The following is a 17129-nucleotide window of genomic DNA, read 5'->3' as shown; positions in this document are numbered from 1 at the left end:
TTAATCTCTTGCGCTCATATCTTGCATTTGCTGATTGCTCGAACGCTCCAACTCCAAATCGTTCCAAGAAACTGGATCTTCTACAGGTTCTAAATGAGTTGTAACGTGGGTTGAAGGTAGCACCCGAACAATCGCAAGCTCAATTGCCTCGCATAAACCATGCCCTTGTTGCACTGTCCAAGATCCAGGTACAAGTACATGAAAGGAAACAAAGCGACGGGTTCCAGCAGTGCGGGTTCGCAAGGCATGAAACTGGATGTCTTGACGTTTGTACTCGTTAAGGATGCTCTTAATTGCGTCAATTTCTTTTTTAGGCAAAGCTGCATCCAGTAAGGCGCTACTGGTTTCCCGCAGCAAACGAAATCCTGTCCAAGTAATATTTGCTGCTACTATCAGCGCGACAATTGGATCGAGTACGAGAGTGCCTGTTAACTTGACGAGTAAGATTCCAACTATCACACCACCCGAAGTCACCACATCGGTAAACAGATGGTGAGCATCAGCCCTGAGTGTAATGGAACGCAACCGTCGTCCTGCTCGTAGCAAAATAAAGGCAACAACGCCGTTGATTGCGGTTGCAAATAGAGAGAGTGCCAACCCTAATCCCAGCTGTGTTAATGGTTCTGGATGCAGCAAGCGCCCCCATGCTTCAACAGCAATGCTAATGGCTGCCACTATAATCAACGCACCTTCTGCACCACTAGAGAAGTATTCGGCTTTAGAATGCCCAAAGGCGTGTTCGGCATCGGCTGGTTTCTCAGCATAGGTCAATGCCCATAGAGCAACCAATGCAGCTACGAGATTTACAATTGATTCAATAGCATCTGAAAGCAAACCTACTGACCCCGTTAGCTGGTAAGCGCCAAATTTTATGCCAATGGTGACGATTGCCGCTGCAATCGACAAGAAAGCGTAGGAGCGGGCTGTTCGACGACTCATCTCGGTCACGAATGTAATTACAGTGATTCCGAGTTTAAGAGTACCAAATTTTACTTGAGTTGGTCATCTGCCTTGAGACTTCTACTGATTGGCAATACCCTTGGGTTAAGGGTTATTAGTGTAGTATTTCAAGACGCGATTTATCGCGTCTACAAGTTACAGGGTATCATTGCCACGTATGAACTTCTTGCTCATACTGGTAAACTTACATCTTGCACCTAGCCCTAGCGATTATAAATCGCAGCTATACAGAAGTCATACTCTGTCGATCTTCGAGAAAAAATAGTTGCGGCACATCTTTAGAAAAACATCTCAATCAGGAAAGTAGCTAACATATTTTCCGTGTCAAAGAGTTTAGTCCAAAAGCTTGTATTGACTTTTTTTTATAGACATATCCAGAAATCAAATATGTGTTATCCAGAATCCTTTCGCGCCTATTCGGTGGTACAACTAATATTATCAACTGGGGAATTTACTCCTATTCCCCAAGAAAAACGTTAGCCATTGAAATTCGTTTTATGCGCTTGGGTGAAGCCCGATAAGTTAAAGTAAATAATCCATATCCTACTGCTGGAATACTAATCACTAATCGAAGTCTTCCAATCAGAAAAAACTAAGATTTGCTCTTACCTGATTCTTTCTGTGCCGCTTCACTGTATTTTTTATAAAGTTGAGTACGAATCTTAGCTTCTTGATAACGGCTGTGAGTTTTTGGTACCTTACTCATTAAATCTGAAGCTCGTTGCCATTTAGCAGCGATCTCTAACCACTGAGTTGAGGTTGTAGCTGTTTTACCAGATGCAGAAGCTTGGTTAGCAATTCGCACAGATATTTGAAATGGATCGTCAGAAGGCTCAGAAAAGCTATTGTTAGGAGAGCGAGATGGTGTTTGGGCTTTGCTATCGTTGGTGTTTTCTGTAGTTAAAGATTTGGAAGTTCCTGGTTGTATTAGGTTTTTCAATTTATTACCTAGCTGGGCATAAACAACCCAACTAAGCAATAACAGCGAGCATAAACCAGCTGCTGCTAATATCTTGGTTTTAGGTTTATTTTTGTATTTTTCTTTGTTAATGAGTACTAAAGGACGAGAGACTTGAGTTTTAGGATAATTTGGTTTTCCTAGTTCAGCTTGAGCTTCTGTGAAATCTTTAATTAATTGCTTTACAATATTTGGCTGAATTAATGTAATTTCCTGTGACCAAAGCAATTGGTTTTCGCGATCGCTATCTATTTCTTTTAACCACAGCAATTGTTGTTCTCGAACAATCCGACTGTTGATTTTGACGCGGCGAATGTGACGCGGGGCGATAGACTCAAGAATTTGCTGGATTTGTTCTACCAAGGGAGATTGCTCAAGTTGCTCTACTTTAGCTGCCTCACACAGAATTTGTAAGACACCATCAGAAAAAATGGCTCTAGTTCTGACACACGACTGGGCTAGCTTTTCGTTCAATAGCTGAATAATCGCCGCAACGCTGCCTTGGTGAGCTTGCCAAGCTATATCGTTTATCCGGTCTACCATCTGAAATTTAGTGATAGCTCTTCCACCCTGACTGATTAACGTATTCATTAATTTAGGGACTCTTTTCTACTGACCTTGATCTTGTCTTCGATTTTACGAGTAAAAAGATGAGTTGCCAAATAATATCATAAATATGGAAATCTGGAGCGTTCCTTTGCGGTTTGGTAAGGAAGCTCGCTGATGCTCAGTTAATTTGTACGCTTCTACGCCTTGAAAACGTGGAATTCTTGGGCTGAAACTGCGCTTTCAAGGTAACGCCCATGCTGACGGACGAGTTACCTGTTTGACATAATACACGATCGCGTCTTTTTGCGTTGGCGTAGCCCGCCGCAGGCATCGCCTTTAGTCAGATTCAGGTAGGTGAATACACTCTGGTTCCGCTGCAAAGTGCCGACAATAGGCGATCGCAAAGTTCATAAACTAAACAAAATAGTCGTATAGGGATACTTTTGTGAGGAATTATCGTTTTTTTTACCTTTTTGCCACAATGGCAATACTAAATAGCACAGCGATCGTTACATTAGAAGATATATAAATAAAAATCAACAATGATTTTTTTTCGTTCGCAGTTCACACAAAATCATGAGTGCAAGTACCATTATTTCCGATAATCCCTTACTCCAAGGCACTGGTTTACCTCCATTTACAGAGATTAAACCAGAACGAGTTGTACCAGCCTTCAATCAGTTGCTAACAGAACTTGACCAGCAACTTGCCACCTTAGAGGCTAATGTACAGCCCACTTGGAGTGGTTTAGTAGAACCCTTAGAAAAGCTGACAGAACGGCTTACCTGGAGTTGGGGGGTGGTAAATCATTTAATGGGTGTTAAGAATAGCCCGGAACTGCGCGAAGCTCATGAAATCGTACAGCCACTAGTTGTACAATTTATCAACAAACTCGGTCAAAGCCAACCCATCTATAATGCTTTTAAGGCACTCCGTAGCAGTGATAGTTGGGCAACTTTAGAATTAGCCCAACAGCGCATTGTGGAAGCCGCCATTCGAGATGCAGAACTTTCCGGTGTTGGCTTAAAAGGAGAGGCAAGAGACCGTTTCAACGCCATTCAGATGGAGTTGGCAGAACTTTCTACTAAATTCTCTAACCATGTACTTGATGCCACGAAAGCCTTTAGCTTAACCCTGACAACAAAAGCAGAAATTGACGGTTTGCCACCAAGTTTGGTGAGTTTAGCCGCTCAAGCTGCACGAGCAGCAAAAGAAGAGAACGCCACACCAGAAAATGGCCCTTGGCGCATTACTTTAGACTTCCCCAGCTACGGCCCTTTCATGCAGCACAGCACCCGTCGAGATTTGCGCGAAAAGCTCTACAAAGCTCATATCACTCGCGCTTCTAGTGGCGATTTAGATAATAATCCGTTAATTGTGCGTATTTTGGAGTTACGGCAAGAACTCGCAGATATACTTGGCTTTAAGAGTTTTGCCGAGTTGAGCCTTGCAAGTAAAATGGCTCCTAATGTTGAAGCAGTCGAAGCACTATTAGAAGAACTACGCCAGGCCAGTTATGATGCTGCTGTCAAAGACTTAAAAGAACTCCAAGCTTTTGCTGCATCACATGGAGAAGAATATCAGGATTTAAAACATTGGGACATCAGCTTTTGGGCAGAACGCCAACGAGAAGCAAAATTTGCCTTTACCGCTGAAGAATTACGTCCTTATTTTCCCCTTCCCCAAGTGCTAGATGGCTTGTTTGGACTTGTTAAGCGGCTGTTTGGCGTTACAGTAACCCCTGCCGATGGTCAAGCCCCAGTATGGCATGAGGATGTCCGTTATTTCCAAATAGCCGATGAAACGCGTTCTCCCATCGCTTACTTCTACTTAGACCCCTATAGCCGTCCAGCAGAAAAACGCGGCGGTGCTTGGATGGATGTATGCATCAATCGTGCCAAAACTGAAAATGGGGCAACAGCTATCCGTTTGCCTGTGGCTTATTTGATATGTAACCAAACTCCCCCAGTAGATGGCAAGCCAAGTTTGATGACTTTCTATGAAGTAGAGACTTTGTTCCACGAATTTGGTCATGGATTGCATCACATGCTCACCAAGGTTGACTATGCGGGAGCCGCAGGTATCAATAATGTGGAATGGGATGCAGTGGAACTACCCAGTCAGTTTATGGAAAACTGGTGTTATGAGCGACCCACTTTGTTTGGTATGGCTAAACATTACGAAACTGGAGAAGCCCTACCAGAGCATTATTATCAAAAGCTGCTAGCGGCACGTAATTATATGAGTGGTACTGGTATGTTACGGCAAATTCACCTTAGCAGTATTGATTTAGAACTACACTACCGCTATCGTTCCGGCAGTAATGAAACTCCAGCAGATGTACGTCATCGCATAGCTAAGACTACTACTGTTTTACCACCGCTTCCAGAAGATTCAATGCTGTGTTCTTTTGGGCACATTTTTGAGGGTGGTTATGCAGCAGGTTACTACAGTTACAAATGGGCTGAAGTCCTTAGTGCTGATGCTTTTGCTGCTTTTGAAGAAGCTGGTCTAGAAAATGAGAAAGCTATAAAAGCTACAGGTCGGCTTTATCGGGATACGGTGCTAGCACTCGGTGGTAGCAAGCATCCAATGGAGGTGTTTAAAACTTTCCGGGGTCGTGAACCAAGTACGATCGCTTTGCTCAGGCACAATGGTTTAGTAAGTGTTGCTGTAAACTAAACAACACATCTGTAGAGATGTTGTATCGCAACGTCTCTACATCTTCCTAGTTTAAGGTGTTCCTGGAAGAATGGGTTCTCCAGCAACATCATCTAAGCGGATGCTGCCTAACAAATTTCGCCACTCTGCTTTCAGGGCTGCATCTTGAGGATTTTTTTGACGCAGTTCAGCCAACGTTATCAGTGCCTCGTACCATATCCCATTTTGGGCATAGATAGCATAGCGCTTTATAGGCTCTGCCGTTTCTATTTCTTTGACTGTTGCTTGACTCAGATTAACTCGTTTTATTACCCCTTCAACAAAAGTTGGGGGCGAATTCTTTTGCTTGTCACAGTTAATGGTGAAAAACCAACGGTATTGTTTGTCTACTGCTAAACCGGGTGCATTGCTAGGCAAAGAAACGCGGATGACTCCTGGCTTATCTGATAAAGCGATCGCTTTTTTGTATACCTCGTTAGCGTCCCCATCTTGCAACACAAATTCAACTGTATATGGCGACTCTTTGGTATATGGCACATAGAAAAACCAACTTGGATGTTCTACTGTTGTTTGTCCCCAGACATTGATCACTGAGTTAGCTTCCTGAGTAAAGGGGACTAAAGCAGTCAGGTCAGGTTTAGTAAGTGGACATCCCTCCGGCCCGGTGCGCTTCGCTCCACCACGAACGCGACCTCCAGGAGGGGAGCCAGGTGGAATTGGAGGTTGATTAAAGGTTTTGGCTTGAGCAAGGATCGTTTTAGCATCAGAGCGATTAGGGGTTGGTTTCCCTAGTACTGGAGTCAGACTAGCTAACAAACTTGTACAGCTAAAAGCTACTACTAAAAACAGTTTTATCGGTTGTGAATTTGAATTCATAGAAACCTGACCTCATAGGATTTTAGATTTTAGATTTTAGATTGGGCATTTAAAAGAGGCAGCACTTCGGCTCATTTCGGCTACGCTCAATGACCAACGCTCCGTTACCGAGGGGCAGAGGGGAAAAACTTACTCAACTTCTCCCCTGCTCCCCTGCTTCTCTGCTCCTATTCCCCATTCCCCACCCGCACTTTTGTTTTTGATGAATTATTATAAATTGACATCAAAACCCCCATAGCTACCAGTGATAAAGCCGACGGTACGAAAGGCACCCAAGCACCTGAAATGAACAGACCAAAGCAAAGTACATACAAAACGCTAGAAGTAACACCCATTGCCAACGCCAACCAGGGTAACGAAAGTCTGCGCCAAGCTAGGACTCCCCCAATCAAAGACCAGCCCCAAATCCAGGCGACCTCAGCCCACCATGACCAAGCCCTCAGCAAAGGCCGCCCATCCTGGACTGCACCAAGAATCTGGCTGACCATGTGAGCTTGTACCAGTACTCCTGGCATTTGCTCATCTAAAGGAATGCCATAAGGTGTAGGCCAGGTGTCTGGAGAATCCCCCTTTGCAGTCACACCAATGAGAACAATCCGGTCTTTGATGGCGTTGGGGTTAATTGGACTAGATAAAAATTGCGTTAGCTTTACCTGTTCGGCTATTTCTTTTGAAGAACGATAGTTGAGTAAGATTTGACCGCCATTCGCATCAATATTTTGATAGCCACCAGTACGAGACTTCAGATTTGGAAAAATAGTCTTACCCAACTGCAAATTTCCTTCAGGGGTGAACTTTGTTTGAATTCCTAAAGAGTGCAGATAAAGGGATGCTAGTTGTAAACTAAAGGAATATGGAGCAGAACATAATGATGTCGTCTCCTGATTCATAAACAGAAGATGCCGACGAATAACTCCATCGCGATCGTGAATAAAGTCACTGAATCCCAGATTTGCTGGAGGGATTTCTGGTGGCGCCTTAATGCCTTTGATATTTCCTGAGCGATCGCTCCCCTTGCATACGCCAACCAAGTTTTGAGTTTGCTGGAGACGAGTAATTAAATCTGGCTCTTTAGCATTAAAATCACGGTAGATATCCAAGCCGATCGCGCGGGGTTGGTACTGATTCAGTTTTGCTAAGAGTTTATTCAGAGATTTTTCGGAAATAGAAGCTCCGATCAAGGACTCACCATTTTGTCTTTGAATTGCTAAATCCTCATCGTCAATTGTAATAATCAACAGTCGGGGATCGAGTCCTTCGGCAGGGCGCGATCGCATCATCAGGTCAAAGGCTTGAATCTCTGGATTTTCTAGCAATTCCAGCAATCTCATGCCAAAAACCAAAGCTGTAACTGCCAAGCTGGATAATACAATTCTCTTAAATTTGCGTCTGTTAGACAAAGGTAAACTTACTTGCTCTTCATCTTTAGATTTTGTAGACCTTAATTCATCCCAAGTCGGTGGTATCTGCGCCGGATTTTGGCAAATCACCGGTAGCCAAGTCGCACAAGGAAATCTATCTTCAAGTCCTTGTAAGCGTTCCCGCGCTTGGCGTACCGCTTGATATAAAGACTCGCCACCAGCAAAGCCTTGGAGAAAATACTTTAAGAATTCCTTCGCAACCTGGTCTGGGACGGGTTCGCGCATGACAATTATTTGAGGAATTTGCAAATCAGCCAATTCTCGCGCCAACCCCAATCCATCACAGGAGTTGAATATAGCTAATTGCAAACCATTTTCAATGGCTTTTTTGAGAGCGTACTTTAACTCACCAATGGTAAGACTATCAGTTCTATTCAGGTAAATTCGTCCGCTTTCTCCATTTTTGTTACTGGAACTGTGTCCGGCAAAGAAAAGAATATCCCAGTTTTTTCCCCAGAGATGCTCAGTCAAGTCCTTACGTTGTGGTTCTACCAAAAAGCTCACCTCTGCGTTACTACACTGTTGCAGTAAAGCTCGATCGGCTTGGGTGTCAATCCCTTTACTATTGCCCACAATTGCCAAAATATTGACTAATTTATTGAGAGTGCGTGGCTTTTGAATGCGATCGTAAGATGGTGAAGAAAGGGCAATTTCAGCTTTGGGATAGCGTTCTAACAAGTCCCAAAGATGCCAAGGTAATAGCTGCAATTGGCTATTTTCTGTTTGCAAAATCACCCGGACTTCGTCGCTGGACGATAATCTCTCTAACCATTTTTCCCTCAACGGGCGAAACTCCTCTGCTCGCAGCCAGGTATTAAAGCGTGCCCGCAAAATATGAGAAGCGTTTTCACAGTCTTGCACCATCGATACATTTGTCACCTGCATTTTGTCAGCATGGAGGCGATAACGATTGCCTATCTGCCGATAACTAGACTGCCAATGACTATAATAGAGCGGCATTTCCGGGAATGAAGGGAGCCTCCCGGTGATTTCGGTTGTAGCACGCTCGTGTTCTTCACCAATTTGGAGGGTGACAGCAAACCCCTGCTCAAAACTACCCTCTCCAAATTTGATCGCCACTAATTTACCCATAACCGTCGCTATTTCCCCATGCAAGATCGTGCCCTGTTCTAATATCCGATCGCAAGCTTCACAAGCGTCTACAGATTTTTTTCAAAATCCCCAAAAGCTAGCTTGGATTTTTGATTTTTAATTTTCAATTAATGAATTATCACTTAATAAATTACCGACAAAGAAGGAAGATAGCTACATATTTCAAATTCGGAAATATTCGGTAATACTGGTATTATCCAAGGCTACCCTAACACTAAATTGCTCTGTAGGTTCACCACGAAACTGCAACTGAATGTAGTTGTCTAATTTTCTAGATTGAGCGTCGAGAAATATTGCTCCTGAACTATCTATAACAGTGAGATGAACTCCTGGTGGCAAATAGATTTGATTTCCAGTGGCGTGCAATTGGAGATGAATACTAGTTTGTTGATCTTTTTCGGGGCTGATTTCCACAATCAACATTACAGGTTGGTTGTGGATTTGGATACCTAAATCAATCACTTTTGCCCGTTTAGTAATTGATTCTGGTTGTTTGAGGGTATTTAATTCCAAAGTTTCAACACTGCGAAAGGCATAAGTTGGCCTGAGTTCCGGGACGTTCCACAGCGATTCAATAGTTTCCCAACCAGTCTCAAATATACCAGCAAACCATTGACTCAAATTCACTAATGAATTAAGTGGGGATTGACGCAGTTCCCAGATGTGGTCAATAAACGCCTCCAATGGTTGTAGTTGCGCTAAAGGAACTGTTTCAGTTGCTACAGTAGGGATAAAACCAAGCAGCCTTGCTTCTTCGAGCGATTCATCAAATTGAACTATTAAATAACCCACCCGTTCTTCCCAAGTTTCTGGAGGAATAAAACATATTTGCTGATGCAGACGGACAGGACGACACTCCAGACGGCCAATTGAGGGCAGTTCTAAATCAGCGACATCTCCACAAAGGCGCACAATTGGGTTCCAACTGTCACTAGCTTGAAGATCGGTAGTAATATCCATCATCTGCAAGTAGTCATTCACCACCCATACAGCTAAAGTATTCAGCCGGACTTGCTCTGCTTTTTCAAGATTTGGTTGCTGGTTAGCAAATTGCTGGGCAGTTATGCGGGCTGTTTGGGAAATCGGCAATGTTAAAGCGAAATCATCTAGCTGATAGGTGGAGTTATTCATAAGTCAATTTCTAGGGTTCAATGCTGCTATGTATATATCACCCGCATTCAATAAATTTATGCCACAAAACTGAATACTGGAAAAAAAAAACTGAATACTGGAAAAAGAGAATTGGGGACTAGGGATTAGGTAAAAATATCCCATAAAATTAAAAGATTGTATATTGAAACGATCTGAGAGATAGAGATTTTAAGTATTTATACTTTTATTAAGATAGCTTCAAGCTGCTAAAAGCGGCTTATCAACTAGCAGATAGTTTGCCAAATTTTGAGCGGACAATTTGAGCGATCGATTACGAAGATTGGCTCCCTAAATCACAACCAATTACCAATCAATACATAGGCAGACCAAAAACTTGGCGCTCTGTAATTGGGATGTTTCAGCAGTTGTAGTTGGGCACGATGGACTGCTTCGGCTTTGGTGATTTTGCCACTCTTGAGTTCTCGATAGAAGGCACTAACAAACATCGCTGTTGATTCATCATCAATTTGCCACAGGGAAGCGATGGTACTACGTGCCCCAGCTCGGACAGCTGCTCCTGCTAGACCGAGTGCTGCACGGCTGTCTCCTGTTGCTGTCTGGCAAGCACTCAAAACCAATAATTCTACTACGGTTTTACCCTGACTGCGAAAGAGAGTATCAAAATCTTTGACATTGATCTGACCATCGAAATCTAAAATAAAAGTGTCTTCAAGGCGGGAACTAAACTGACCGTGGGTTGCCAAATGCACTATGTTGAATGAAGCAGCACCAATTTCACTTTCCAAATTCTTTTTCTTAAAATCCCCATCAAGTAGGCTGGTTGTTGAAACTCCTGCTTTAGCAATACCATCAAATTCAGATTTGATCGCCAGCAATGGTGCAAACTTGGGAAATCCTGGCGGCGGCTGAGTCAGTCCTGCGGTTAGCGCTCTCAGCTGCTGTTTTACCAACGGTTTCGGGTCGAGGAGTTGTAGACCAACGCTCAGGGCGATCGCATATTTCTCTACCAAGTATTGTTTACCATCGTAAAGAGCTGCCATTGGTAAATTGCGTAATGGTCCATCTAGGACGAATACTAACGTATCGACACTACTTTTTTGCAGTTGTGACTCAATGGGTTTAAGCAGCCAGTTGTAAACTTCTTGCGATTGGGTTTGGACGATCTTAGTAGCAGTTGGATCGACAAGATTTCTTCGCAGTTCTATTAAGAGTTTCTCTACTTCTCCTTGGGAAATCTTGGTACTGTAGCTTTGCAGAGATTGTGTAGGAATTTTGACAATTACCTGGAGTTCGTCACGAAGAATAATTGGATAAAGGACGGCAGCCTTGGAATTACCTTTGTCTACCACTCGATCGAGGGCTACTTTCTGACCTTGCAGACAAGCTTCCTGAAAAAAGTCGTCTAATTCGGCTAGTTGGAGTGCTTCAATTCGCTGGCGTGCTTTCTCCAATATTTTTTCATTTGGTTTTCCTTTTTGAGATTGCAACAGTAACTCTACTGACTGGCGGTAGACGGGTTCTACGCTGTCCCGGAAGTCAAATTGCACATCCTGGTTGACTACATCTTTATTGACTACTAAATCTCTACGGAGAGACTCAAGAGTGTCTACAGCAGCATCATAAGCGGCGATCGCACCATTAATATCTTTTTTTGCCCAAAGCAATCTACCTAACTGCCACTCCAAGCTATAGGTAATTTCTGGTGCATTGCTACTCTGTGCCAAAGCTAATCCTTGCCGGGTCAAGTCTTGCGCTTCTGACCACTGTTTGGTTTCTTCATACAAGCCGCCTAAACTCTTTAGAGCATAAGCCTCTGCCCGCTTGTCTCCTAAACTGCGGGATTGCTGAATGGCGTTAGCGAGTAATTTTGCTGAGTCTTTTGTACTTAATCCTGAGTAAAAACTATGGCTGGATGCTTGTAATACACCACTCTTGACTTTTGCTAAATTTTGTGAGAAATTAACCTGAGCGTAAATACTCGCACGGCTGAGGGGAAGTTGACTGAGTTGGGACTTAATCGACGGCAAAAGAGTTTGAACTTTTGCCCATTCTTTGTCTTTAATCAGTAGTCCCAGGTGATTGAGTTGTGCTTGAACTTTTGTCAGGGGTGAGGGAGATACTGCGACTGTTTTTTGATAATAGGCGATCGCCTGTTCCTTTTGATTTTGTTTACGGGCATTATTCCCCAAGCTGAACAGACTAGCCCCAATATCAGCGCTTGATTGGAGATTTTGAGCAATTATCAAACTTTCTTCTAATGCTTGGCGTGACTTTTTCAAATCGCCCAATACCAAAAGGGCATCACCGAGCGATCGCAAACTCACCGTCTTTTCTAGAGAATCTGGTTGAGATTTTAACGTCTGACTTATTCGATCGAGTGTTTTGAACGCTCGCGGGTAAAATCCTTGGGTGCGCCACGCCTGTGCTTGATTGATTAGCGATCGCACCACGCCACTTTGATTATCTGCTTGTTTGTAAATTTCTTCTGTCTGCTGCCAAGTTGCCAAAGCCGCCTCGGACTTTCCCATTGCTAATTGCAGACGACCTTGAATATCTAATGATTGGGCAAATATTTGTAGATTTTGGTTTTTATCCTGTCCTTGGAGTAAATTTAAGCTTTCTGTAATTGCCTGCTGCGCCTGACTCCATGCACCGAGTTGCTGGTAAGCTAAAGAAAGATTACTTAATGTGGCTGCTAGTGCAAGGCTCTCCCCTTGCTGGTCACTGAGCAATGCCGAAGTGTGCTTATATATTTGGACAGCCTGTTGTAACACTTCTACAGCTTTGGCAAAGTTGCCATTACTATATAAAACTTTGCCCTGCTGTAGGAGTGAGGTGGCATCAGTGGGCACAGCCAGCGATATTGTACTATTTATTGGCAGTTGGGATAAAGAATTGATTGAGCCAGGAACTTTTGCTAACACTGGTGAACCGACAATGCATAGCAAAGCGATCAGGAAGTACAAAGGCAAACGTAAACAGTGAGCTAAGGGGGTGAGCCAACGCGTCCTTGCCGTTTCTCGACTCCTGCTTTTAAACTTTAGAAAATTCGCCCCAAAAATCCTAGTTGTTTTAGCCATAAGCATGACGAGAGGTAGGTGATAACCAGAAACACATAGGATGAACTATAGGCTAACAGGCTAATGTTACCATTCCCATTCCTCATCAATCTTTGAGCTTCCACAATTTTCTTATTTATAGCGATCGCAGTGAAACTTGATTAGCAAAGTAAATCAACTACATGGGTAGGGGCACAACATGTTGTGCCCCTACGATTATCTCTACCTCATCATGCAATCTGTTGTAGTTAAAAAGCGATCGCTAACCTTAACCGAAAACCTACCGAAATAGTGATGGCTAAAAAGTAAAATTAATTAGGCTGAGGCATCAAATCAATTCCAGGATTGAATACCTCGGCTGAAAATGGGAAAATTCATCACATCAGTACTACTTCTGACTCAGCACTGGCTCAACCCTAGCTAGCTATTCGCTAACAGCACCGATCATAATAATCCCTCCAATTCTGCAAACTTACGCAAACGCGGTAAACATTGGCGTTGATAAAAACTGCTTAATGTCGGAATTGACAACCCAAATTCCTCAGATAAATCTTTCCAGCTAACTTCTGGGGGTAAGCGTTTGAGAATTAACACCTGACAATTCACATCTGGACGCCCTTTAATGTAAGTACCGCGCAGTTCCCCATCCGAATCTGTCTTCGCCCATATCTCCAACTCTTCCAAAATTGGAGGTGCTTGGGGGGTAGCCTGTAGGTTATCTACAGGATCGATAGTTTCACTTGTTCCACCAGATGTAGACTGACGAATTCTCAGAGGGACTGTTGTGGCTTGTTCTCGGTTCTGCTTAAGGTAAAAGTCTTGTAGTCTCCGTTTTAGGTAAGCATTCAGCCAGGTGATCACACTGCCATAATTTGGATCGTAGATTTGACCTGTCAAACCTTCACAAACATTGCGACAGAAATACAACCAAGTTTGTTGTAGTGCGTCTTGATAGTAGGGAGTAGTTTCCCTCCAAAGTCTACTTGCTGTCAAGCGAATAATTTGCGTGAGCAGCTTCTGACGCTGAGGGCTTCCAGGTTGGTGTCCACAGGCTTCTGTAACTAAGCGGCGTAGCTGTTCATCGAATTGAACCATGACAATCTTGGCGAAGAAAGCAAGAATATCTTAGTATTGCGTATAACAACACCCGAAAGAATGACCTTTCGTCAAGATACTGGATCTTTTTGAAAATTATTCTCTTTAATATAATCCCAGCCAGGATAGGATATTTTCCCACCAAGAATATCTCAGATTACCTACACTCAATTTCATTTTGTTGCGAATATCTTGGATTTTCCAGTTGGTTAGTTTAGCTAGAGTTTGCGCCTCTTGTTCAAAACGTTTGGGTAAAGACTGCTTATATTGTCTACCAGCCTGACATTTGAGTTCCCCTTGGAACGGATGTTGTAAAACATAGCGTCCTTGGAAAGATTCACTGTTGGCAGTTTGTTGAAATATCAAGTCTTCAGGGAATTTGTCGCGGGTATAGCGAACATGCAATCGAGAGATGAAGACGTTACTTCTAGGAGAGGGACGACGAAAGCTGGGGGGTACTGGCACATTACTTGTAGAATTATCATCTAGCCAAAATACACCTGCTTGCTTGAGTTCTTCTGGAGTCAGGGGTTCAGCAGAACATGGATCGCAACTACCCATATCCCAAGCGTATTCTAAAAAACCAACTTTCCTGTCTTCTTTGGTGTAGACAGTTTGAAACATGGATTTATAGAATTCACCAAATTCATCTTTGACAAATAAGGGAATATTTGCATCGGATGGAATTTTCACCGTTCGGTAGTTAGTGATTTCTGCTTGTCCTTGGGGCGAGAGGATGTAGACAATCAAATCTTGCTCAGTCTTAGCATTGATCATGCCCAAACGAATTGGCAGCATGAATTTAGGTGATTGATAGGAAATTTGTAACGGACGGAGGAACTGGTAGCCAGATTCCTCGAATTTATCCAAATTGACTTTGGCAACAAAAAATTTCATTGAGGAGCGAATATAAGGCTGAAGTAACTGTTTCGCACCTCTGGGGATTTTGTAGCCATTGCGTTTAAGCCAAGTTTCCAGTCCACCAGATTCTTTCGCACTGAGGATCAAAATGTCGTATTCGCCAACGTTAAAACGTGCTTCAACCGTCACACCCAAACTAGCATCGCCTCTTGCATTCCCCGCCTCGCTTCTCGCTGCTGCTGGTGCTGGTGCTGCTGATAACTCTCTATCGTAAACTGGGGCACAAGGATCTGGGTCGAAATACTCTACCAATCGCGGCGCACTAAAAGCATCTAGCCGCTCGATAATCTTGGGTTCTGTGACGCGAACTTGCTCTTTTTGCAGCACCGTTGGCACTGGTACTACCATTGCAAAATCTTTGACTTCGCCTTGAAAATCGTTTGCCATTGTCATGATAGTGCGATCGCCATCCCGTGCGATCGCTACTTGAGAAGCTTTGTTATACAGTTTTGTATCAGCTTTGGCTACATAAAATCCACAAAATGCCCAAGCTGCGGGGGCAAAGCACAAAACAGCTACAATTGCTAACAATAATGGTGTTAAAAGTCGAAAAAATTTCATTATTTTATACCTCTATCTTTTTTAGTGCTAGAGACTAGAGACGCGATTCATCGCGTCTGTACAAGAGTTAAGAGTGCTGAGTAAGAAGTTCTTCCCCTGCTTCCTCATCTTTCTCTTGCCAAGTAAACCTTGGGGCTAACCAGAAAACATCTAGCAAGATGCTTAACGGTGCAAGGGCAAATAGCGCCCAGAAAACTGCTGTGGAAACAAAGAAATAATTTCGCAGGATAAAGGTTAATCCGGCGATGCAAACTGCCCAAACTATACGCCCAATTCGGGAATTGGGAATCGATCGCGGATCGGTAATCATAAATAGGGCGAATAGCAGCAAAGATCCACTCATCAATCGATGCCAGTAAACATCCCAAGTCCAACCCAGCCAGAAATTGCGAATGGCTTCCAGCAAAGAGTAAGAACCCAAAAAAGCTGCTGTGGTGTCCCAGCGACCAATGCGCTGCAAAATCATGCCGCCAGTGCCGAGAAATAATAGCCCATACCACCACTCTTCACCCCATTGTCCCGGCGAAACCCAAGCATCGGGAGTGAGAATCAAGGCAGATATGATGCCAAAGTTGGCAGGATTGAAGAAATGCTTATCGCCGACTTGGAAGATAAATTTGCTAGCGATCGCAATTGCTGCGGCTATTGCCATTGTTGTCCAGTGGTCAGCCCGCAACAGTAAACTCAGTCCCAGTGAGGTAATTAAAGCACTGCGAAAATTTGGGCTTTGTCCTTTGTCATTTGCTAATGACAAAGGACTAATGACTAATGACAATATCCATTGAGTTGCAAGACAAGTGGCGATCGCTACCGCAATTAATTCTGGTCGTAGCGTCCAATCTCGTGTACCGATTCCCAAAACTAGGAACAAGCCCAAAAATAAAATCTGATAATCTCGTATATCTTTTAGTAACATCAACCCTTAATTCAGGGATTCCCCGTAGATTTCTCATCAATTTAGACGAGTACTAGGTAAAATAGCATTGCTGTTACAGATTTTGTTACAAAATAAAGCATTGACAGACCAAAGCGATCGCTCTGATGTTTGAACTTAAAGATAACCAAAAAAGGTAGGGATGCGATCGCATCCTTACCTTTTTCAAGTTAATTGATCGAAGTATAAATGATATGGAATAAAAGGAAAATATTTATACCAGCACAACGTCTAGATTAACTGAGAAGCCAGAAGGCTTGTTCTCAATGGTAGCGAATTGATACCCTGCGAAGAATAAGTTTCCATCAGTGCTGTTGTAGCTGAACTGGTTGTTAGAGCTAGCACCAAATGCAGACTTGGAAATCTGGATTTTGTCACCCTCTTTCCACTGGAAGTCTTTGATGATATCGATACCTTCGAATTTGCTATTGAAAACAAACTTATCTGCGCCAGCACCACCTGTAAGTACATCAGCGCCATAACCACCAACAAGAGTGTCACTACCTGCTCCACCGTTAAGAACATTATTGGCGCTACTACCAACAATCGTATCGTTGCCAGCTGTACCAATTAAATTCTCAATGCTGACTAATTTATCTGTGAGAGTAGAATTTCCTGGAAACTTGACTACACCAGTAGAGAGATTGGCATCAATAGGACCAGAAAAGAAAGCATAGGATGTGGTGTCAGTTCCAGCACCGCCATTAATGGTGTCAAATCCAAAACCACCATCGATGAAGTCATTACCCGCTCCACCGTTGAGAACATTGTTGGCATCATTACCAACAATCGTATCGTTGCCAGCTGTACCGGTTAAATTCTCAATGCTGACTAATTTATCTGTGAGAGTAGAATTTCCTGGAAACTTGACTACACCAGTAGAGAGATTGGCATCAATAGGACCAGAA

Annotated in this window: 11 protein-coding genes; 1 reads left to right on the top strand and 10 read right to left on the bottom strand. The window is 43.3% G+C overall.

Annotated elements, in window-relative coordinates; translation table 11 throughout:
• Together V7K53_RS14600 and V7K53_RS14595 are read right to left on the bottom strand one after the other, a co-directional pair.
• Nucleotides 1-939 (bottom strand): cation diffusion facilitator family transporter, encoded by a 939-nt coding sequence (locus tag V7K53_RS14600; protein ID WP_335198244.1) that lies wholly within the window; start codon nt 937-939, stop codon nt 1-3.
• Between the two features lie 613 nt (nt 940-1552).
• A complete protein-coding gene (locus tag V7K53_RS14595; protein WP_335198243.1) occupies nt 1553-2509 on the bottom strand; it encodes a hypothetical protein in 957 nt (318 codons plus the stop codon).
• A gap of 534 nt (nt 2510-3043) precedes the next feature.
• Between V7K53_RS14595 and V7K53_RS14590 the strand changes: the two genes are divergently transcribed.
• A complete protein-coding gene (locus tag V7K53_RS14590) occupies nt 3044-5149 on the top strand; it encodes a M3 family metallopeptidase (protein ID WP_335198242.1) in 2106 nt (701 codons plus the stop codon).
• A gap of 51 nt (nt 5150-5200) precedes the next feature.
• On the opposite strand, the gene V7K53_RS14585 is transcribed toward V7K53_RS14590, so the two are convergent.
• The 8 genes from V7K53_RS14585 to V7K53_RS14550 all read right to left on the bottom strand — a co-directional run.
• Entirely contained in the window at nt 5201-6004 is an 804-nt protein-coding gene (locus tag V7K53_RS14585; RefSeq protein WP_335198241.1) for a DUF928 domain-containing protein, read from the bottom strand.
• Nucleotides 6005-6171: 167 nt separating this feature from the next.
• On the bottom strand, nt 6172-8517 hold the full coding sequence (locus V7K53_RS14580; RefSeq protein WP_335198240.1) for a CHASE2 domain-containing protein: 2346 nt from the start codon (nt 8515-8517) through the stop codon (nt 6172-6174).
• 183 nt (nt 8518-8700) lie between these two features.
• Nucleotides 8701-9669 carry a DUF1822 family protein gene (locus V7K53_RS14575; RefSeq protein ID WP_335198239.1) on the bottom strand — a complete coding sequence of 323 codons (969 nt, stop codon included), beginning with the start codon at nt 9667-9669 and terminating at the stop codon, nt 8701-8703.
• A gap of 314 nt (nt 9670-9983) precedes the next feature.
• A complete protein-coding gene (locus V7K53_RS14570; RefSeq protein WP_442940492.1) occupies nt 9984-12737 on the bottom strand; it encodes a CHAT domain-containing protein in 2754 nt (917 codons plus the stop codon).
• Nucleotides 12738-13154: 417 nt separating this feature from the next.
• On the bottom strand, nt 13155-13805 hold the full coding sequence (locus tag V7K53_RS14565; protein WP_335198235.1) for a sigma-70 family RNA polymerase sigma factor: 651 nt from the start codon (nt 13803-13805) through the stop codon (nt 13155-13157).
• Between the two features lie 105 nt (nt 13806-13910).
• On the bottom strand, nt 13911-15287 hold the full coding sequence (locus V7K53_RS14560; RefSeq protein WP_335198233.1) for a DUF2330 domain-containing protein: 1377 nt from the start codon (nt 15285-15287) through the stop codon (nt 13911-13913).
• 67 nt (nt 15288-15354) lie between these two features.
• Entirely contained in the window at nt 15355-16203 is an 849-nt protein-coding gene (locus V7K53_RS14555; RefSeq protein WP_335198231.1) for an RnfABCDGE type electron transport complex subunit D, read from the bottom strand.
• Nucleotides 16204-16435: 232 nt separating this feature from the next.
• Nucleotides 16436-17129, bottom strand: a 694-nt coding sequence (locus tag V7K53_RS14550) for a M10 family metallopeptidase C-terminal domain-containing protein (RefSeq protein WP_335198230.1), incomplete at its 5' end; no start/stop codon positions are given.

This window comes from Nostoc sp. (assembly GCF_036917355.1).
Classification (GTDB): Bacteria; Cyanobacteriota; Cyanobacteriia; order Cyanobacteriales; family Nostocaceae; genus Nostoc.
The sequence above is the reverse complement of the archived record's forward strand: the minus strand, read 5'-3'. Positions and strand labels throughout refer to the sequence as shown.